This window comes from Pseudomonas sp. SIMBA_067 (assembly GCF_046534675.1).
GTDB classification, from domain to species: Bacteria; Pseudomonadota; Gammaproteobacteria; order Pseudomonadales; family Pseudomonadaceae; genus Aquipseudomonas; species Aquipseudomonas putida.
The window spans coordinates 361,958-380,304 of the sequence record NZ_JAWRYH010000005.1; the positions used below are offsets into that span (position 1 = coordinate 361,958).

At 62.1% G+C, this 18,347-nt stretch carries 20 protein-coding genes, 1 tRNA gene and 1 pseudogene; 7 read left to right on the forward strand and 15 right to left on the reverse strand.

Annotation, left to right across the window (positions count from 1 at the left end):
• Nucleotides 1-25 precede the first annotated feature (25 nt).
• A tRNA-Leu gene (locus SB765_RS14315) sits at nt 26-110 on the forward strand.
• A gap of 74 nt (nt 111-184) precedes the next feature.
• Here SB765_RS14315 and SB765_RS14320 read toward each other — a convergent pair.
• Nucleotides 185-682, reverse strand: coding sequence for a RidA family protein (locus tag SB765_RS14320; RefSeq protein ID WP_063426328.1), 498 nt, complete (start codon nt 680-682; stop codon nt 185-187).
• Nucleotides 683-761: 79 nt separating this feature from the next.
• Nucleotides 762-2,177, reverse strand: a complete 1,416-nt coding sequence (locus SB765_RS14325; protein ID WP_016501409.1) for an NAD(P)/FAD-dependent oxidoreductase — start codon at nt 2,175-2,177, stop codon at nt 762-764.
• Nucleotides 2,178-2,611: 434 nt separating this feature from the next.
• Here SB765_RS14325 and SB765_RS14330 point away from each other — a divergent pair.
• Nucleotides 2,612-2,722: pseudogene (locus SB765_RS14330) on the forward strand (effector protein); the annotation flags it as partial.
• Nucleotides 2,723-2,737: 15 nt separating this feature from the next.
• Here the strand turns inward: SB765_RS14330 and SB765_RS14335 are convergent.
• Complete coding sequence (locus SB765_RS14335; RefSeq protein ID WP_096425602.1) at nt 2,738-3,160, reverse strand: bleomycin resistance protein; 423 nt, start codon at nt 3,158-3,160, stop codon at nt 2,738-2,740.
• Nucleotides 3,161-3,502: 342 nt separating this feature from the next.
• On the opposite strand from SB765_RS14335, the gene SB765_RS14340 reads away from it, so the two are divergent.
• Entirely contained in the window at nt 3,503-4,150 is a 648-nt protein-coding gene (locus SB765_RS14340) for a trypsin-like peptidase domain-containing protein (RefSeq protein WP_341798855.1), read from the forward strand.
• A 152-nt stretch (nt 4,151-4,302) separates the two neighbouring features.
• Nucleotides 4,303-4,782, forward strand: a complete 480-nt coding sequence (locus tag SB765_RS14345) for a GNAT family N-acetyltransferase (RefSeq protein ID WP_341797614.1) — start codon at nt 4,303-4,305, stop codon at nt 4,780-4,782.
• Nucleotides 4,783-4,792: 10 nt separating this feature from the next.
• Here SB765_RS14345 and SB765_RS14350 read toward each other — a convergent pair whose 3' ends face one another.
• The gene (locus tag SB765_RS14350; protein ID WP_341797613.1) at nt 4,793-5,089 is read right to left on the reverse strand and encodes an addiction module antidote protein; all 297 of its coding nucleotides are present in this window, start codon (nt 5,087-5,089) and stop codon (nt 4,793-4,795) included.
• Nucleotides 5,090-5,409: 320 nt separating this feature from the next.
• Here SB765_RS14350 and SB765_RS14355 point away from each other — a divergent pair, with 320 nt between their 5' ends.
• On the forward strand, nt 5,410-6,303 hold the full coding sequence (locus SB765_RS14355; protein ID WP_063426321.1) for a bestrophin family protein: 894 nt from the start codon (nt 5,410-5,412) through the stop codon (nt 6,301-6,303).
• Nucleotides 6,304-6,339: 36 nt separating this feature from the next.
• Here SB765_RS14355 and phnE read toward each other — a convergent pair whose 3' ends face one another.
• Genes phnE through SB765_RS14375 form a run of 4 tightly spaced genes read right to left on the reverse strand, consistent with a single transcriptional unit; the run spans nt 6,340 to nt 9,585 of the window.
• Nucleotides 6,340-7,107: a phosphonate ABC transporter, permease protein PhnE gene (phnE, locus tag SB765_RS14360; protein ID WP_410910781.1), complete on the reverse strand. Its 768-nt coding sequence runs from the start codon at nt 7,105-7,107 to the stop codon at nt 6,340-6,342.
• Nucleotides 7,104-7,931: a PhnE/PtxC family ABC transporter permease gene (locus SB765_RS14365; RefSeq protein ID WP_410910780.1), complete on the reverse strand. Its 828-nt coding sequence runs from the start codon at nt 7,929-7,931 to the stop codon at nt 7,104-7,106. Before SB765_RS14365 ends, phnE begins: the two co-directional genes overlap by 4 nt.
• A complete protein-coding gene (locus SB765_RS14370; protein WP_019438899.1) occupies nt 7,925-8,734 on the reverse strand; it encodes a phosphonate ABC transporter ATP-binding protein in 810 nt (269 codons plus the stop codon). The genes SB765_RS14365 and SB765_RS14370 overlap by 7 nt, the downstream gene beginning before the upstream one ends.
• Nucleotides 8,731-9,585: a putative selenate ABC transporter substrate-binding protein gene (locus SB765_RS14375; RefSeq protein WP_341797610.1), complete on the reverse strand. Its 855-nt coding sequence runs from the start codon at nt 9,583-9,585 to the stop codon at nt 8,731-8,733. The genes SB765_RS14370 and SB765_RS14375 overlap by 4 nt, the downstream gene beginning before the upstream one ends.
• Before the next feature lie 126 nt (nt 9,586-9,711).
• Between SB765_RS14375 and selD the strand changes: the two genes are divergently transcribed.
• Both selD and mnmH read left to right on the forward strand, forming a co-directional pair.
• The gene (gene selD / locus SB765_RS14380; RefSeq protein WP_341797609.1) at nt 9,712-10,746 is read left to right on the forward strand and encodes a selenide, water dikinase SelD; all 1,035 of its coding nucleotides are present in this window, start codon (nt 9,712-9,714) and stop codon (nt 10,744-10,746) included.
• Nucleotides 10,746-11,858: a tRNA 2-selenouridine(34) synthase MnmH gene (mnmH, locus tag SB765_RS14385; protein ID WP_410910778.1), complete on the forward strand. Its 1,113-nt coding sequence runs from the start codon at nt 10,746-10,748 to the stop codon at nt 11,856-11,858. The genes selD and mnmH overlap by 1 nt, the downstream gene beginning before the upstream one ends.
• A 123-nt stretch (nt 11,859-11,981) precedes the next feature.
• Here the strand turns inward: mnmH and SB765_RS14390 are convergent, their stop codons facing one another.
• From SB765_RS14390 to SB765_RS14420, 7 genes are all read right to left on the reverse strand, one after another.
• Nucleotides 11,982-12,368, reverse strand: a complete 387-nt coding sequence (locus tag SB765_RS14390; protein WP_049274139.1) for a lysozyme inhibitor LprI family protein — start codon at nt 12,366-12,368, stop codon at nt 11,982-11,984.
• Between the two features lie 20 nt (nt 12,369-12,388).
• A complete protein-coding gene (locus SB765_RS14395; RefSeq protein ID WP_341797606.1) occupies nt 12,389-12,928 on the reverse strand; it encodes a hypothetical protein in 540 nt (179 codons plus the stop codon).
• Nucleotides 12,929-12,995: 67 nt separating this feature from the next.
• A complete protein-coding gene (locus SB765_RS14400) occupies nt 12,996-15,521 on the reverse strand; it encodes a TonB-dependent siderophore receptor (protein WP_410910777.1) in 2,526 nt (841 codons plus the stop codon).
• A gap of 73 nt (nt 15,522-15,594) precedes the next feature.
• Nucleotides 15,595-16,569, reverse strand: a complete 975-nt coding sequence (locus tag SB765_RS14405) for a FecR family protein (RefSeq protein ID WP_410910776.1) — start codon at nt 16,567-16,569, stop codon at nt 15,595-15,597.
• Nucleotides 16,566-17,093 (reverse strand): sigma-70 family RNA polymerase sigma factor, encoded by a 528-nt coding sequence (locus SB765_RS14410; protein ID WP_341797603.1) that lies wholly within the window; start codon nt 17,091-17,093, stop codon nt 16,566-16,568. Before SB765_RS14410 ends, SB765_RS14405 begins: the two co-directional genes overlap by 4 nt.
• 56 nt (nt 17,094-17,149) lie before the next feature.
• Nucleotides 17,150-17,713 (reverse strand): GNAT family N-acetyltransferase, encoded by a 564-nt coding sequence (locus tag SB765_RS14415; protein ID WP_016501424.1) that lies wholly within the window; start codon nt 17,711-17,713, stop codon nt 17,150-17,152.
• A 194-nt stretch (nt 17,714-17,907) separates the two neighbouring features.
• Nucleotides 17,908-18,291 carry a YkgJ family cysteine cluster protein gene (locus SB765_RS14420; protein WP_016501425.1) on the reverse strand — a complete coding sequence of 128 codons (384 nt, stop codon included), beginning with the start codon at nt 18,289-18,291 and terminating at the stop codon, nt 17,908-17,910.
• Nucleotides 18,292-18,347 lie beyond the last annotated feature (56 nt).

Consider the following 18,347-nt stretch of genomic DNA (forward strand, 5'->3'; position numbering starts at 1 on the left):
CACCTCTCTATACTGCGCGCCACACGCCCTGATGGCGGAATTGGTAGACGCGGCGGATTCAAAATCCGTTTTCGAAAGGAGTGGGAGTTCGAGTCTCCCTCGGGGCACCAAAATCCGGAAAAAACCGACCTTATGGTCGGTTTTTTTGTGCCCGACGATTTTGTCGGGCTGGGCCAGGGTCCTCTCAGGGACGAACCGCTGTCACTTCGATCTCAACCCGCCAGGCGGGGTGCGCCAGGCCTGCAATCTGGAACGCCGAGCGCGCAGGTAGCACCGGCTGCTTGGCGGCTGGCCCGAAGAACTGGGTGTAGCCGGCCATGAAACCGTCGAAATCCATCTTGCCGCCGTTCTCCGGCCCGCCCACCAGGAATACCTGCATCTTCACCACGTCAGTCAGGCCAAGACCCAGCGCTTTCAGCTGCTGCTGGATGCTTTCAAGCACATTGATGGTTTGTGCCTTGGTATCACCGTAGGCTTCCAGCGAATCCTTGGGCGCGTCGGGATGGATCACCGACGGGACGGAACCGCTCAGATAGACGATCGACTTCCCGGCAGGAATCTCTACTGCCGAGGAGATAGGGAAACTACCTGCGCCATGGCGCACGATATCTTGTGCATGAACGCTGCCGGCACCGGCTAATCCCAACGCCAATGCAGCAACGGTCTTGAACGCGAATTTCATATTTCTCTCCTGATGGTTACACAAGAATGTACACGCACCGGTGATGCGTGTACGGGTCATTCCATTGCGGTATGTGTGCTTAGAATCGATACAAACTGAAGGGTTTAGGGTCCAGCACCGGCGCCTTTCCAAGCAGCAGGTCTGCCGTCAGCTCGGACGACACCGGGCTTTCCGTCATACCCCAACCGGTGGCGGTGTTGATGACCAGGCCAGGGTACTCATTGACCTGCGAAATGATCGGGTTCTCATCCGGGGCGATGGCCATGGCACCGCTCCACTGATCGATCAACTTCGCATCCTGGAAGGCAGGGAACTCGACCTTGAGCTTTTCCAGAGATGCATCCAGCTCTGGAATATCCGGGGCCGCCGTCATCAGCCTGTTTTTCTCGAAGGGCGATACCTCGTCCAGCCTCCACTGGGTGGGCTGAGTGAACGAATCAATCAGTTGCTTGTTGAGTGAGATGTGCACCGGGAAGTCGGGAATGGCCAGCAATGGCAGGTATTTATAGCCATACATGAACGATTCTTTGACCACCGGGGCAACGACGACGCGCGGTGAGGTGGCGTATGTACCGTCGGCCTGCTCGCGGAAGTAGATGTTCCCTGGCAATGCAACGTTGCCCCCCGGTGCACGGGGTGCCGCGCTGATGATTTGCTGGGACTGGTAGGCCGGCAAGGTAGGCACATCGACGCCCAGGTTCTGCATGAACAGCCTGGACCAGGCGCCGCCTGCCACGACCACGCGAGAAGTGCTGATGGCGCCCTTCTCGGTCACCACATCGGAGATGACGCCTGCCTGGGTTTCCAGACCCCTTGCGGCGCAGTGGGTGTAGATGCGCACACCCATTTTCTTGGCGTACTCCGCCATGACAAACGATGCGCGCTCGGCGTCCAGGCTACCGGAGTCTTCCTCGAAACCTGCAATTTTCCAGCTCGATGATGCACCGCGCAGCCGCTGTTCGAGTTCATTCCCCTGAATGATCCGAGTCTTGAAGGGGTTGTCCGCTGCTACTTCCCGGCTTTTGACATCAATCCACTTTCTGACGCTTTCCAGGTCTTCTTCATCGAAAGGAACTTCGACCCGGCCCTGTGTGCGATAGCTGGTATCTGCACCCACTTTGGCGTTCATCTCGCGCCACCGTTGTTTGGCAAGATGGTGCAACTGGAACGTCGCATCAGGCATCTTGTAGGTCATGACCTGACCATAGAACCTGCATGACTGCTCGCCGGCAATATCACCTTTTTCAACGACGACTACCGAGAGGCCACGCTCGACAAGATTGATCGCGGTCATGAGCCCCAGAATACCAGCGCCAACAACTACCACGTCCGCCTGCTTGGGAAGTGCACCTTCCGTGCCTTCTACAAAACCAAACCGCGGTTTGCCGGGGATCAACCGGCCTTCGCGGGTCAGCAAGGGGGTCAGAATGCCTGCGCCACCTGCAATGGCCACGACGCCGCCGCCGATCAAAAACTTACGCCTCGTCATTCCCATGACACTTTCCTTTCCTGGTAAACGGTGTGGGGTCATCAGTTCAGGCGGAGAGTCACCTACTTGGCCGCCAGCCGCCGCGGTCAACTTTCGGCCACCGCGTCAGGCTGATGGTTAAAATTGAAGGGCGGCTATTTTGTTGATGACCCGCTTCGGGAAAAAGCGCTGTGGGCAAATACTTAGTTCAGCCATTTTGAAACTATCGTGCAAGGGACATAAATAGTTGATATAGCGACACTCAACACTCGAAAGAGAGAAGTTAGTCCGGGCGAAGATACTGGATTAGTTCCGAAAGTGCGCGGAGGCAATAAGCGCCGCAAATTCAATAACTGTGTGGGTGTATAGCGATATGTGGCGACACTTCATTGCCACATATTCAGTGTGGACAAAGGCATCAGCATCTGACGGTGGTAGATCTGTCCAATGCACAGGGTGGCATCGAGCGGATCGGCACGGATTTGCAGAGCCTGTTCAGGTTCAGTGAGCACCAGACCCAGATGGATACCCTTTTCGAGACCATCGAGCGCAACCTGGGGTCAATTTTCCGTGGATCCGCCCTTGGCTCAGGCGCTCTTCACGCCGAGATCTTCAGCAAACCGAAGCAGGTAGCCGTCCGGGTCTTGCACCAGGAAATTGCGCTGGCCGACCAGCATGCCGCCCTGGCGGTACCAACACTCTTCAATCGGCTTTCTGATGCTATGCCCCGCAACCCCCAGCGACGCGACCAAGGACAGTGCATCAGCGCATTCGATCGACAGGTTGATGCCTCGACCATACGGCGGCTCCAGCGGGCCGACCCGCCAGGGTGACTCACTCTGCCAGTCCTGCTCCAGCATCAGCTGGCTGCCACCAAAGGACAGGAAGGCAAAATGCTCTTCTGGCCGGTCGTATTCAATCTTGAAGCCGAGTACGCCGCAGTAGAATGCCAGGCTGCGAGGTAGATCAGAAACGATCAGCTCGGGCACCAAGGGATTTAGCTTAAACAATGTTCTGATTCCTTTCAGGGTAAGTCGACTGGCAACTATGAACAGGTCGCCCTGAAAAAGGTAGCTTGTCAGTGTGATAGCCCAATGCAGCCCAATGCAGCTCACACCCATCAGATCCGCCCGAAAAAAATCCCTCCACTTTGACGCCGCCCCAATGGCTCTGGGACCTGTAGCCATACCTGCATTCTATTGGCCGCCGTCATGACTAACACTTAAGCTGTCATTCGTCGGGTATATGCCGAAAGTATTGCCAGCGTAATGGCACTTAGCCATAGTTGCGCTCCCATTTCTCCACACCCTGTGTGACACATGAAAACAATCGCGCCCTGCATGGCGGCAATGATGCTGCTCAGTGGGTGCAATGGAGTGCCAACGTCGTACGTTTCAGACCCCGTCTACAGCCAGGCTTTCGTGGTCACTTCCGGTGCACCGCTGCCGATGTTGCTGATGGCCAGCGCCATCCAGTGGAACGAGGATTACGCAGTAACCGCCAAACACACCCCCTTCCTGCGCAACGTGGTCCACGAGGGCCTCGGTGACGTAGTGTTCTTCAAGCACAAGGCCAGCAGCGTGCCGCACTGGCGCCAGTACGTGCCTGGGGAAGCCGTGACGGCGGTGGGTTTCAACAGTTTCATGATGCCAATGCAGGGCAAGGGCCATGCCCTGTCGTCACTGGTACGGCTTGAAGGTACGCCTGGCAGCGTCTTCTACTCAGTGCATGACGGCCCGATCACCAAGGGTATGTCGGGTGGGCCGGTGTTTGCCGATGACGGCAAGGTGGTGGGCATCAACGTGGCCATCATCCCCACCAGCGAGATCGACGCCGGCAAGCGGCCGGACCTGGCCGGCAAGGACCGCATCAGCGTGTTCATGTCGTTCAGCGAAATCGACAAGGAATGGCGGCGTTACCAGTACCTGCTGGCGCACAAGGCCAAGCCCCAGGCACCGGCTTCGGTCAAAGGCTACGTGGCGGTGGCCGCCAAGCCGTGAATCGGGTCGCGGTATTGGATGGAAAGCGGCCTATGATGTGAGGCTGATGGCCTCTTCGCGGGTAAACCCGCTCCCACAGGGCCTGCACAGGATTTGAGCCTTGTGCAGTACCCGCGAAGAGGCCGTGCCAACCAACGCGAGAAGGACCTGCCATGCACCTGACCCACCGCCCCATCCGGCCTGAAGACATCCCCGTCATCTGCAGCTTCCCGCAGAACCCGGACGAACTGTTCTACATGTTCCCCAAAGCCACCTACCCCCTCACCCCCAACCAGCTGAGCGACGCCATTGCCCAACGCAGCGGCTCCACGGTAGTGGAAGGTAACGGCGCTGTCCTGGCCTTCGCCAATTTCTACAAAGCCGAACATGGCGGCGTATGTGCCCTGGGCAACGTAGTGGTGGCCCCCAGCGCCCGCGGCCTTGGTGTAGCGCGTTATCTGGTAACGGCAATGATCGACCTCGCCCGTCAGCAGTACAGCGCTCGGGAGGTCTGGGTGTCATGCTTCAATCACAACACCGCCGGCCTGCTGCTTTATCCACAGCTGGGCTTCACACCGTTCGGCATCGAGGAGCGGCAGGCGTGGGACGGCACGCGGGTAGCGTTGGTGCAGATGAAGCAAATACTGACTTAACCGAGCTGGATCAGCGGGTCATTGCATGTGGCTGAACGAGAAGGTCCACCCCCAGAGCACGAATGACCCTCAATACAGTGTCAAAACGAGGCTTCGCGCCAGGGCTCAGCGCCTTGTACAGGCTTTCTCTACCCAGCCCACTCTCCGTAGCAATATTTGTCATGCCTCGTGCACGAGCGATATGTCCAAGTGCTCGAATGATTTCCTCGGTATCGCCATCTGATAGCACCTGGCTAAGGTATTCACTGATTGCCTCATCGCTGCTCAACAAGGCTGCCATATCAAACGGGATCAATTTTTCGCTCATTTCATCTCCTTCAGCAGCTTTCTGGCTTTGAGGATATCGGCGGCCTGGGTGGCAGTAGCCAAGCGGCAAAGCTTTTCGTCTGTTCAACGAGAAACATCAAGTGGTCACCCAATCGTATCCTTATGGATACACCTATTCAAGGATTGAAGCGACCCACTCTGTCGTTTTTGAGCTGAATCAGGAATTCAGGCACATCTGACAGGCTGGTCGGATTTTTCCCTTCGTTTCAGCTACAAAATCCCTTGCAACATTCAACCCTCGAACCTTCGACGAGCCTCGGCGTCCCATCCTGCATCCCCCGCGTTTCGAGGTGCCCCCGCGTGAAAGACATCATCACCCGCAAGTACCGCCTGGCCGTGAAGACCATCGGCTACATCGGCTGGTCGCTGTTCTGGCTGCTGATCTGGGATGTGCTGGTCACCATCGACTTCATGCTGTTCTTCAACAGCAAGTTCACCCTGCCGCTGATCCCATTGACCTTGCTGGGCTCGGCGCTGGTGGTGCTGGTGAGTTTTCGCAACAGTAGCGCCTACAACCGCTGGTGGGAGGCACGCACGTTGTGGGGGGCGCTGGTGAACGGGTCGCGCAGCTTCGCCCGGCAGACGCTGACCCTGATCGACGACCCGGATGATGGCCTGAACCCGGTCAAGGCCACCCTGCTGCGCAGGCATATCGCCTATGTGAACTGCCTGGCGGCGCACCTGAAGGGTGAACGCTGCCCGGACGAGCTGATGGCCTTCATCCCGCCTGCGGAGTTCGAGCGGCGCAACCGTTCGAATAACTTCGCCAATGACATTCTCGGCGGTTCAGCGGCCTTGCTGGCGCGGGAATACCAGGCCGGGCGGCTGGACAGCATCCGCCTCGCACGGCTGGAGTCGACGCTGGTGGACCTGTCCAATGCCCAGGGTGGCATGGAGCGGATCGCCAACACGCCGCTGCCCTACCCTTATGTGTATTTTCCGCGGCTGTTCATTACTTTGTTCTGTTTGATCGTGCCGGTGGGGCTGGTGGAATCGCTGGGTTGGTTCACGCCGCTGGCATCGACGGTGGTAGGGTTCATGCTGCTGGCCATCGAGCGGATCGGCACGGACTTGCAGAGCCCGTTCAGGTTCAGCGAGCATCAGATCCAGATGGATACCATATGCGAGACGATCGAGCGTAACCTGGAGTCGATGCAGCGGGAGGCGCAGTGTGCCGAGGCTGTAGACGCCTGAGAGATGTCGGGGCTGCATTGCAGCCCGGGCTTTCCGTCAGGCCCGCACATAGCGCTGGCGCAACACGTCACTCAACACATCCACCAGCAACACCAGCACCAGCATCCCGATGATCACCGTGCTGGCCTGGGCCTCCTGGAACAGGCTCAAGGTGGTGTACAGCATCTGCCCCAACCCGCCCGCCCCGACGAATCCAAGCACGCTGGCCATGCGGATGTTGTTCTCCCAGCGGTACAAGCTGTAGGCCAGCAACTGCGGCCACAGGTTGGGCAGGGTACCAAAGCAGAACGCCGCCACTTGGCTGCCCCCCTGCAAACGGATCGCCGCCGCCGGCTCTGGCGGTGCGTTCTCCAGCGCCTCGGCAAACAACCGCCCCAGCACGCCAGCGGTGTGCAACGCCAAAGCCAGGGTACCGGCATTCGGCCCCAGCCCAGCCGCCAGCACAGTCAGCGCAGCCCACACCAGTTCAGGGATGGCCCGCAGTGCATTCAGCAACAACCGCGCCGCGCCCTGCAACGGCCAGCCGAAGCGCCCCGCCGCCGGCAGCGCCAGCAACATCCCCAGTACCATCGCCAACAAGGTGCCCAGGCCAGACATGGCAAGGGTCTCCAGCGCCCCACGCCACACTGCCTTCAGGTGATCGGTAGACAGGTCCGGGTGCAGGAAGCGCCCGGCATACTCGCCCATCTGCCCCAGCCCGCCGTTGCCTACCAGTGCGCGCAGGTCCAGCTCCAGGTAAGCAAACGAGGCCACCACCGCCACCGCGATGGCGCCAAGCAGCAACAGGTTGATTGCGCGGTTCATGCCAGCCTCCAGCGCAGCAGGCGGCTGAGCAGGTCGGCCAGCATCACCAGCAGCAAGAACGTAAGCAGCATGCTCGCCACTTGCGCACCATCGAACATGCGCATCGACAGGTCGATCTGCTGGCCCAGCCCGCCGGCACCGACAAAGCCCATCACCACCGAAGCCCGCACCGCGCACTCCCAGCGGTACACGGTGTATGACACCACTTCCGATGCAGCATTGGGCAGGATGCCGTAGAAAAACGCCGCCAGCCGGCCACTGCCCGCCTGCAACAAGGCATGCGCCGGGCGCTGGTCGACCGACTCGAATATTTCGGCGTAAACCTTGCCGAGCATGCCACTGTAGGTGATGGCGATAGCCAGTACGCCCGCCGTCGGCCCCAGCCCCACGGCGCGCACGAACAGCAACGCCCAGACGATCTCCGGCACGCTACGCAGGAAAATCAGCAGCCCGCGCACCGGCAGACGCAACAGTCGCGACCAGAACCCGGCCCGCCCGCCGCGTGAAGCAGCACGCAAGGACAAGGCACGGCTGGCCAACAAGCCAGCCGGGATCGCCAACAACAACGCCAGCGCCATGCCGGCAGTCGCCACGGCCAGGGTCTGCAAGGTGGCTTCATAGAGCAGTGCAAGAAAATCGGCATCATGTGCCGGCGGCCAGAAGGCGCTGGTAAAGCTGGCAATCTGCTGACGGTTGTCCGCCTGCAACAGCACCCCGGGGTTCAGTTCGCTTGTCAGGATAGCCGGCCACAGTACCGCTACCGCCAACAGGGAAAGCAGCAACCGCGGCAGCAGCGCGGGGTCGCGGGCGTCGGCCTTCAGCATCGCGGAATCTGCACGGTCAGGGTCGGCCCCTGGGTTGGCGGCGGAGCCAGTTGTTCGTTGGCGTATAGCGCGTCCAGCAGTTGCTCGGTGACCGCTTCGGCCGGGCAGTCGAACACAACCTGCCCTTCCCGAATGCCAATCACCCGCGGAAAATGCGCCAGCGCCAACTCTACGGCGTGCAGGCTCGCCACCAACGTCACGCCAGTGGCCTGGGCATGGCGATTGAGCAAAGCCAGGCTGTGGTCGGCCAACACCGGATCCATGGCCGACACCGGTTCGTCGGTCAGCAGCACCTGCGGACGCTGGTACAACGCCCGAGCAATGCCCACCCGCTGCAACTGGCCACCGGACAACTGCCCACACTGCACGAATAGCTTGTCGGCCAGGCCCAGTTCAGCCAACACCTGGCGCGCCCCCGGCACATCGCTGGGATACAGCAGGTTGAGCAAGCCGCGCAGCGTACCCCACTGCCCCAGGCGACCCGCCAGCACGGCGGTCACCACCCGCTGACGCGGTGGCAAAGGCGGCGACTGATGCACCAGGCCAACCCGCGCACGCAGTCGCTGGCGTGCCCTTGCCGACAGTGCCCAAGGTTGCTCGCCAAGCAACTCCAGGCGCCCACTGCTGGGCTGGATGGCCGTGGCCATCAGGTGCAGCAAGCTGGACTTGCCCGCCCCCGACGGCCCGATGATGGCGACACGCTCGCCCTGCGCGATACGCAGGCTCACCGCGTCAAGCGCGCGTACCTGGCCATGGCGCAGGCTGGCACCGTGCAGATGAATTGCCGCATTCGAAGCTGTCACTTGAGCAGGCCGGCCTCGCGTGCAGCCTGTTCGGTGCCCTTGTAGTTCTCAGGCTTGGTCTCGATGAAGCGGCTGGCGGCCTGCAGGTCAAGGATCGCCTTGTGCTCCGGGTTGCTCGGGTCGAGGTCCAGGAAGGCTTTCTTGATTTTCTGTTTCAACGCCGGGTCCATGTTGCCGCGCACGGTCCAGTTGTAGTCGAAGTAGGTTGGGGTGGTGGCGAACACCTTCACCTTGGTGGTGTCGACCTTGCCTGCATCCACCAGCTTTTGCCACACGCTGGCGTTCAGCACGCCACCCTCGACCTTGCCAGCCTGCACCCAGGCCACGGTGGCATCATGGGCGCCAGAATAGGCCACGCGGCTGAAGTACTCTTCAGGCTTGATATTGTCCTGCTTGAGCATGAAGTAACGCGGCATCAAGCTGCCCGAAGTAGACGAGATGGAACCGAAGGCAAACGACTTGCCCTTCAGATCGCTCAGGCTCTTCACGTCGGGGTTGGCGGTGATGAACTTGGACGTGAATTGTGCGTCCTGCTCACGCTGTACCAGTGGCGTGGCGGTCGGGTCCTTCAGGTGCACCTGAACGAACGTGAAGCCCCCCAGCCAGGCCAGGTCGAGACGGTCTGCGGCCAGCGACTCCACCACCGCCGGGTAGTCCGCCACGGGTACGAACTTCACCTCCATGCCCAGTTGCTTGGCCAGGTACTCACCCAGTGGCTTGAATTTGCGCTGCAGCTCGGTCGGCGCTTCGTCGGGGATGGCGCTGACCCGCAGGGTTTCAGCGGCCTGTACGACAACGGCACAGCAAGACAGCACGAGGCCGGCGGCGAGCGCCAGGGGGCGTTTGAGCATGGGTGTTCTCCGGTTCAATAGCGGGGAAGTGCCGACAAATCCGCCGACATCGGGAATTATAAGAGGCAAGGGCCCAAAGGCCAGCTTTGCTACAATCGCGCAACAATTTGACCTGCTGAGGTACACATGAGCGAGCCGATTCGCCTGACCCAGTACAGCCATGGTGCCGGCTGTGGCTGCAAGATTTCCCCCAAGGTGCTGGACGTGATCCTCGCCGAAAGCGGCACCCAGGCCCTGGACCCTAAACTGTGGGTCGGCAACGCGTCACGTGACGATGCAGCAGTGTACGCGCTGGACGAAGAGCGCGGTGTGGTCTCGACCACCGACTTCTTCATGCCGATCGTCGATGACCCGTACGACTTCGGCCGCATCGCCGCCACCAACGCCATCAGCGACATCTACGCCATGGGCGGCGACCCTCTGATGGCCATCGCCATTCTTGGCTGGCCAGTCAACGTGCTGCCACCGGAAGTGGCCCGTGAAGTGATCCGTGGCGGCCGCGCCGTGTGCGCCGAAGCCGGTATCCCGCTGGCGGGTGGCCACTCCATCGACGCCCCCGAGCCAATCTTCGGCCTGGCCGTCACCGGTGTGGTCAGCAAGCGCCACCTCAAGCGCAACGACACCGCCACTGCAGGCTGCCAGCTGTACCTGACCAAGCCACTGGGCATCGGCATCCTCACCACCGCCGAGAAAAAGGCCAAGCTACGCCCGCAGGACCAGGGCCTCGCCCGCGACTGGATGTGCACCCTTAACACACCTGGCAGCCGCTTCGGCAAACTCGACGGGGTCAAGGCCATGACCGATGTCACCGGCTTCGGCCTGCTCGGCCACCTGGTCGAGCTGGCCGAAGGCAGCGGCCTCACCGCGCACCTGGACTACGCCGCGGTACCGCGCCTGCCCAGTGTCGACCACTACCTGGCCGAGGGCTGCATCCCCGGTGGGACCCTGCGCAACTACGACAGCTACGGGCACAAGATCGGCACCCTCACTGACGACCAGAAGCACCTGCTGTGCGACCCGCAGACCAGCGGGGGCCTGCTGGTGGCCGTTACCCCGGAGGGTGAAACCGACTTCCTCGCCGTGGCTGCCGAACTGGGCCTGCAACTGTCGCCTATCGGCAAGCTGGTCGAGCGACAGAGCCACGCGGTCGAGGTGATCTGATGCGCCCCGACTGCACCGACTTCCGTCAGCTGTTCCTCGACGACGTGCCGATGATGGACATGCGCGCGCCGCTCGAATTCGCCAAAGGCGCCTTCCCTGGCGTGGTCAACCTGCCGCTGATGAACGACCAGGAGCGGCAGAAGGTCGGCACCTGCTTCAAACAGCAAGGCCAGGCGGCCGCCATCGTCCTGGGTCACCAGCTGGTCAGCGGCGCCACCAAGCAGGCGCGGATGGATGCCTGGGTAGCGTTTGCCCAGATCCACCCGCAAGGTTACCTGTACTGCTTCCGGGGCGGCCTGCGTTCACAGATCGTGCAGGGTTGGCTGCGCGATGAAGCAGGCATCCAGTACCCGCGTGTCAAAGGTGGCTACAAGGCCATGCGCACCTTCCTGCTGGAAACCACCCAGCAGGCGGTGGCGCAATGCGATTTTGTGCTGGTGGGCGGTTTGACCGGTACCGGCAAGACCGATGTGCTGCACCAGCTGGACAACGTGCTCGACCTGGAAGGCCACGCCAACCATCGCGGTTCCAGCTTCGGCAAACGCGCCACCGCGCAGCCGGCGCAAATCGACTTCGAAAACCAGCTGGCCATCGATGTGCTGAAAAAGCGCGCCCGCGGCTGCGAGCAGTTCGTGCTGGAAGATGAAGGCCGCATCGTCGGCAGCTGCACGGTGCCACTGGAGTTGTATCAGGGTATGCAGCAGTACCCGCTGGTGTGGCTGGAAGACAGCTTCGCCAACCGCGTGGAGCGCATCTTGCGCGACTACGTGGTCAACTTGAGTGCCGAGTTTATCTCCGTGCATGGCGAAGAGGATGGCCGCCGGTTGTTTGCCGAGCGCATGCTGCAAAGCATGGCCAACATCTGCAAGCGCTTGGGTGGGGAGCGCTATCAGCGGCTTTCGCAGATCCTGCGCCTCGCCCTTGAAGCGCAACAGCGCAGCGGCGCGGTGGACCTGCACCGGGGCTGGATCGAAGGCTTGCTCAACGAGTATTACGACCCGATGTATGCCTACCAGCGTGCAGCCAAGGCAGAGCGTATCGAGTTTGCCGGGGATGCCGTGGAAGTGCGCGAATACCTCAAGGCCCGGGCGCTGCGCGAGCCTCGCCAGTAAAAGCGGGGCCGCTTCGCGCCCCATCGCCGGCAAGCCAGCTCCCACAGGTTGAGTGCCATCTTCTGCCTGTGAGCTGTACCTGTGGGAGCTGGCTTGCCGGCGATGGGGCCGGGACAGGCAACCTCACTGCCCGGGGCTGAGCACCCGTTCCAGCTCCGCCGCCCGGTCGCGGGTCATGTCCATCATGCATGACCCTCCCTCCAGCTGCGCCATCGTCCCGCCACTGGCCTGCACATGAAACTGGCAATTGCCATCGCGGTAGGCAAGCCATTTACGCTGCACATCCCGCAAGCTTTTCTGCTGCCCGGCATCCAGCTTGCCCATCAGCTGCTTGTACACCCGGTTCAGACGCTGGTCCTGCACGTGTGTCTCGGCCTGGATGCACTCGCTCATGGCCACGGTGCTGGAGGCCTTGTCCATGCACTTTCCGTAGGCCGGCGTGTAATCGTCCGCCACGGCCAGCGGCAAAACGCAGGCCAGTGCCAGGCCTGTCAGGCAATGCTTGATCATGCAAACCCTCCTTGCGGGTATCAAAACGACTGCGGTTGTTCCGGCGGCATCAGTACCTTGCCTGGGTGGAAGCGCAGCGATGGCATCTGCGTGGCTGAATAAAGCGCCACGCCCAGCGCCGCAATCAACGCCACATCCAGCCAGTTCCAGCCCGGCATGTCGTCGGCGCTACGTGCCTTCCAGCAATGCCAGGCCTGCCCCAGGCAGAACACCCCGATGGCCGCCAGCCACAGATAGAAACCAGCACCAAAACCGGTCAGGTCGTGAAACTCATAACTCTGGTTGTCGGGCAGGCGGGTGATGCCGAAGCTGCTGGCTGCCAGGTACACCGCCGCCAACCCGGCCAGCAATGCCAAGCGGCGGAACCGCCGATGGGCAAGGATGGCCAGGGCCAGCAGCGGGTTGGCAAACCATTGGTACAAACCGAAGGGCATGCCCCATGGCCCGTACAGCAACATCTGCAAGGCCGGCATATGACGCTCGCCGCTCATCAGCGCGCCATCGAAGAACAGGGCGAGCAAATACAGCAGCAGGCTGATACTCAGGTAGAAAGCGGGCAAAGGGGATTCCTGAGAGAAACGGGACAGCCTACGACCTTAACCCAGGCCCTGCCCCGCTTCCAAACCCTCAATAGGTGCCGCGCAGGGTCACCATGAAGTTGCGTGGTTCACCATAGTAGTTGCCATAGGTCGAAGTACCCACGGTTTCGTAGTACTTCTTGTCGAACAGGTTGTTGCCGTTGAGCGTGACGTTCCAGTGATCATCGACACGGTATTCGACCAACGCGTTCCAGATCGCATAGCCGCTCTGGTCGAAGTCGAACGGTACGTTTCGCTCAACCAGCGCGCCGCTGCTGTCGTAGCGATTCACTGTACCGCTCATGTACGTGGCGCTTTGCACCTGCACGCCGCCGCCAACCTTGAAGTCGCTGAGGATACCCGGCAGCCGGTAGGTGCTGTACAGCTTGAACAGGTGCTTTGGCATCACCGTGCTCAGCGGTGCATCGGCGCTGCGGTTACGGTTCAGGTTGAAGGTGTAGCCCCCCACCAGCATCCAGTCCGGCAGCAGCTCGCCAGACAGCTCCATGTCGATGCCCTTGCTCACCACCTTACCGTTGGACACATAGCAGCAGCTGCCCGAGAAGCCGGCATTGGTGGCCAGGAAGTTCGGGTCTTGCACCGCTTCGTTTTCGCGGGTGCTGTAGTACAGCGCCACGCTGGCGTTGAGTGCGCCATTGAACAACTCACCCTTGAGGCCGGTTTCGTAGGTTTTGCCGGTCATGGGCTCAAGCGGCGCACCGCTTTGCGCAGGGCCGCTGATTCGGCTGGACTGCGGTTTGTAGATTTCCGAATAGCTGACGTATGTCGACCATTGATCGTCAAGGTCGTAGACCAGGCCACCGAACGGGGTGACCTTCGTGCCTATACGCTGCTCCGGGCTGGAGATACTTGCTGGCGAGGTCAGGTTGTTGGTGTAGGTCTGCCAAAAGTGGAAACGCTGTGCACGCGCCCCGACAATCAGGTGCAGGGGTTCAGCCAGCTGCAAACGCAGGCTGCCGTACAGGCCGTACTGGCGTTGCGAGTTGGGGCTGTAGTCGCGCTTGTAGTCACGCCCGTTGCCGGGGTCGTCGAACGCTGAGCTGTCGGGGTCGAATACGTTGGCCGGCGCGCCCGAGGCGGCATAAGGCGCAGTGCCCAGCCACCGACTGTCGATCTTCTGGTAGTCGGCACCGAAGACCACTTCATGGTCCAGACCAAAGGCCTGGAAGTGGCCAGAGACGTTACCGTCATACAGGTGCTGCTCGTTCTCCTGGCGGGTCGAGGTGCCGTACCAGGTCGCCCCGCTATTGGTCACCGGGTCTACTGCATTCAGGGTGGTCGCCGTCTTGAACAACCCAAGGTCCCACGTGTTGGTGTAGCTGAGGTTGAGCTTCCAGTCGTCGTTGAATCGGTGGTCCACCTTGGCGAAGTACTCGCGCGCGGTGGCGTCGAGGTAGGCCCAATTCTTGGTCAGGCCGGTATGCCGTGGCAGGTTCAGGTCAGCACCATTGCTGTAGCGCGGCACCGCGCTATTGCTGCCGGTTTCGTGGGATTTGTTGTAGCGAGCACCGAAGGTGAGCATGGTGTCGTCCGTAACGTCCGCCTCCAGCACGCCATACACCAACGGCCGCTCGGTGGCGCGGTTGTCGGTGAAATACTGGCGATCGGTGTTGGACATCACCAGGCGTCCGCGCAGGCGGCCATCCCAGCCTAGCGGGCCGGAGAGGTCGAACTCCTGGCGGTAATTGTCCCAGGTGCCGGCCGACAGGGTCATCTTGAGCTGGTTGTAAGCAGTCGGCCGCTTGCGAACCATGTTGATGATGCCGCCCGGGTCGCCCGAGCCGCCATACAGCGCCGCGGTACCGCGCAGCACCTCGATATGGTCGAACTCGGCCAGCTCGAAGATGTTCGACGAATAGAACGAGCCCATCGCGGTCCCCAATGCCTGTGGCGCAGCGCCGTCGATCTGCAGGTTCTGGATGCTGAAGCCGCGTGAAAGGAAGTCTTGGGTGCGGAAGGTGGTGCTCTGGGTGACGATGCCCGGCGTTACTTTCATCGCCTGGTTGATGTCGGTCAGTTGCTGATCTTCGATCAGCTGTCGGGTCACCGTCGATACCGATTGCGGCGTCTGGCGCAAGCTGGTCGGGGTCTTGGAGCCGACGCTGATCAGGCCTGGGGCATACGAGCCGGTGTTCTCGGTACTTTCGCCCATGCCTTGGCCGGCCACGGTAGTAACGCCCAGTTCCATCGGGTCACCCGCCACGGCCACCTGCGGCTCGGCCACCAGCCGGTAGCCGTTGTCGCTGCGCTTCACCCGGTAACCACTGCCAGCCAGCAACACGGCAAAACCGCTGTCCACCGAATACAGACCGTGCAGGCCACTACTTTGCAGCCCGGTCAGCGCTTCGGGGGTGAAGGCCAGCGACACGGCGGCTTGCTGGGCATAGCTGCCAAGCGCCTCGGCCAGGTTGCCGGCGGGCACGTCGAAGCTACGGCGGGCGGCCTCCTCGGCCACGGCCGGCAGGGCTGCAATGGATAGGGCCAGCCCGGCGCAGGACAGGCGCAAGGCCAGGGCTAGCGGGCTGAGGACGGGGTGGCCAGGGAATCGGCGCATGGTGGATCGGCTCCTTGTTCTTGATCGGTTGGCCTCTTGTTTGACGGGCCACTGCGCAGAAGCGGAACCACCTTTATCGATTTTCTCGCGGGGCTGGCTCGACCGTGGTCCACCAGCGGCCAACACCGCCGATACGAATCGGCAACGCCTCGGCCAGCAGGCGCAGGGCGCGCTCGCTGTCATCCAGCGGCAGCACCGCCGAAACCTTGATGGCCTGCATGGCCTGGCGGTCGAAGCGCAGCACGCCGCGCCGCTGTTGCGACAACGCGTCCAGCACCTGATCGAGCGGCACGCCTTCGGCCACCAGTTGGTGGTGCTGCCAGGCCCGGTCTACCCGCGCCGGGTCGATGGCCGGCAGCGGTCCAAGCCCGTCACGTGCCACCCAGGCGCGTTCACCACGCCCGGCGACCAACTCATCACCGGACACCGCACTGCGCGCCTCGACCCTGGATTCGAGCATGGTCAGCTCGCTGCGTGCGTGACCTTGGCTGACCACGAAGCGCGTTCCCAGCGCCTTGAAGCTGCCCTCATCGGTTTGCACCACGAACGGCCGCGTCGGGTCATGGCTGACATCCACCAGCACCTGGCCATGCAGCAGGCGGATGCGCCGCTCGCCAGCGCTGAACTGCACATCCACGGCAGAATTGCCCGCCAACGTCAGCTGTGAGCCATCTGCCAGGGTTTCGCTATGCCACTCGGCCGGCGCGGTGTGCAGGTCGGCCAACCAGTCCGTTGGCGATACGCCGGCAAGCGGCAAGCCGCCCAGCAACGAGGCCGCCAGCACCAGGCCGAACAGGGTGCGCCGCGCACCCGAGCGTGGCGTCGAAGGCTGTAACCCGGCGCGCAACCCGGCGCCCACCGGCCCGCGTTGCTGGCGCAGCGCCTGGACCTGGCTGATCACCCCCTGCATGCGGCGCAAGGTGGCGCCGTGGCGCGGGTCGGCCTGCAGCCAGGCCTCAAGTTCGCACGCATCAGCGGCATCCAGTTCGCCTTCGCCCAGGCACAGGGCCCACTCGGCAGCCTCCTGTTCGATGCGGGACGGGTTCACGGTGCGGCAATGTCCAGCGTGCGGTGGCAGTGGATAAGCGCTTGGGCCAGGTACTTGCGCACCATGCGCGGGGAAATCTGCAGACGCTCGGCAATCTGCACCTGGGTCAGGTCGTCCAGGTAGTAACCCACGAACGCTTCACGTGCATTTACATGCAGGCCTTCGAGCAGGAAGGCGATCTGCTCCAGCGCCTCAAGGGTGATGAGGATGCTCTCGGGGGACTGGTGCCCTTCCAGTGCCTCGGCAGCCTGGGCCAGTTCGCTGAGGTAGGCCGCTTCGATCTGCTGCCGGCGTACCCGGTCGATCAGCAGGCGGCGCGCCGTAGTGCTGAGGTAGGCGCGTGGCTCGCGCATGCCCAGCAGGGCATCACGCGAAGCCAGGATGCGCACGAAGGTGTCCTGGGCCAGGTCGGCTGCGCTGTGAGAGCAGCGCAGCTTGCGGCGTAGCCAGCTGAACAGCCAGCCGTGGTGCTCGCTGTACAGCTGTTCAAGCGGGTACGGGCTGGTTGAGTCGGCTACGGGCATGGGGTACCGGGACACAAGTGAGAATTGTTCCCGAATAGTAGCTATTCGCCGTAAGACTATGCAACAGGTGGTTCAAGCAACAACCCGTAGATACCCGAGTCGGACAGCTCGCCGGCCACGCACCAGCGCGCCCGCAGGGTGCCTTCCAGCACAAAGCCCTGCCGCTCGAGTGTGCGCGCCGAGCCCTGGTTACGCGGGTCAATCTCCCCTTCAAGGCGGCGCATGTGCAGGGTGTGGGCGAGGTAGTCGATGAAGCAGGTCAATGCTTCGTCCATGTAGCCCCTGCCCTGCACGGCACTGGCCAGGCAGTAGCCGATTTCGCCGCGGCGGGACACATCGTCAATATTGAACAGCTGCACCATGCCGATGAGCTCGCCGTTATCACGGCGATACATGCCGAGCTTGAGCTGGTCGCCATTGGCATAGGCTTCGCGGTCGGCGGCCAGGGCGCTTTCGGCTTCGGCCAGGTCTTGCCAGGGGGCATGGTGCCAATAACGCATGACCTCGGGGTCGGCCATGATCGCCAGCCATTGCGCAGCATCGGCATGGCGCATGGGGCGCAAGTGCAGACGCGGGCTGTCGAGGCAGAGGTCACTGGGGAAACTGCGGGGTGGGGTCACGCCGGATCTCCTGTCCATTGCTGGGGAGATGACAGTTTAACGTCAAGTGCAGGGTTCAGGCATCCCGGGGCTGCTTTGCAGCCCATCGCCGGCAAGCCAGCTCCCACCAGGCCACCACAAAACCTAAGCCTTGTGCAGTACCTGTGGGAGCTGGCTTGCCGGCGACAGGGCCAGCCCAGGCGAGCATAAAGGGTTCAGGCCACCTCAGCCCCATCATCCGGCCAATGCGGCTCGTTGGCGCCTGGCGGCGTCAGTGGTGGCAGCCCATACGCCGCCCGCGCATCGTCGCAGCTGGGGTTATGCACACCCCCCTCCCACGATGCTTCGAATTCGCGGCAAGGGCTGGAGCGGTTGGCGTAAATGGTACAAGCGACTTCCTTGCCGATCTCGCCTTCAAGGCTGACGCAGCGGCAGGGCTTGGCATCGGTGCCGATCATGGCAACGCGGGTGGGGTTGATCTGTACCACCAGGTCGTCCGGCACAACGCCCCCGGCAGACTGGCATTCGCCCCAGAAGAAAGACACACGGAAGTACCCGCAGCAGGCGCCGCAGTCAAGGCAAGGGTTATATTCAGACATGATGCCACGGAGGGAAGGTTGTTGTTATCGGGGTTGGCCCGCGGCGCCATTCTCAA

Bases quoted from the DNA above. Each gene is read 5' to 3' on its own strand.
- SB765_RS14345 (WP_341797614.1), top strand. From the start codon at position 4,303: ATGCACCTGACCCACCGCCCCATCCGGCCTGAAGACATCCCCGTCATC.
- SB765_RS14375 (WP_341797610.1), bottom strand. From the start codon at position 9,585: ATGCTCAAACGCCCCCTGGCGCTCGCCGCCGGCCTCGTGCTGTCTTGC.
- SB765_RS14340 (WP_341798855.1), top strand. From the start codon at position 3,503: ATGCTGCTCAGTGGGTGCAATGGAGTGCCAACGTCGTACGTTTCAGAC.
- SB765_RS14365 (WP_410910780.1), bottom strand. From the start codon at position 7,931: ATGCTGAAGGCCGACGCCCGCGACCCCGCGCTGCTGCCGCGGTTGCTG.
- SB765_RS14320 (WP_063426328.1), bottom strand. From the start codon at position 682: ATGAAATTCGCGTTCAAGACCGTTGCTGCATTGGCGTTGGGATTAGCC.
- SB765_RS14410 (WP_341797603.1), bottom strand. From the start codon at position 17,093: ATGCCCGTAGCCGACTCAACCAGCCCGTACCCGCTTGAACAGCTGTAC.
- SB765_RS14420 (WP_016501425.1), bottom strand. From the start codon at position 18,291: ATGTCTGAATATAACCCTTGCCTTGACTGCGGCGCCTGCTGCGGGTAC.
- SB765_RS14325 (WP_016501409.1), bottom strand. From the start codon at position 2,177: ATGGGAATGACGAGGCGTAAGTTTTTGATCGGCGGCGGCGTCGTGGCC.
- phnE (WP_410910781.1), bottom strand. From the start codon at position 7,107: ATGAACCGCGCAATCAACCTGTTGCTGCTTGGCGCCATCGCGGTGGCG.
- SB765_RS14400 (WP_410910777.1), bottom strand. From the start codon at position 15,521: ATGCGCCGATTCCCTGGCCACCCCGTCCTCAGCCCGCTAGCCCTGGCC.
- selD (WP_341797609.1), top strand. From the start codon at position 9,712: ATGAGCGAGCCGATTCGCCTGACCCAGTACAGCCATGGTGCCGGCTGT.
- mnmH (WP_410910778.1), top strand. From the start codon at position 10,746: ATGCGCCCCGACTGCACCGACTTCCGTCAGCTGTTCCTCGACGACGTG.
- SB765_RS14350 (WP_341797613.1), bottom strand. From the start codon at position 5,089: ATGAGCGAAAAATTGATCCCGTTTGATATGGCAGCCTTGTTGAGCAGC.
- SB765_RS14390 (WP_049274139.1), bottom strand. From the start codon at position 12,368: ATGATCAAGCATTGCCTGACAGGCCTGGCACTGGCCTGCGTTTTGCCG.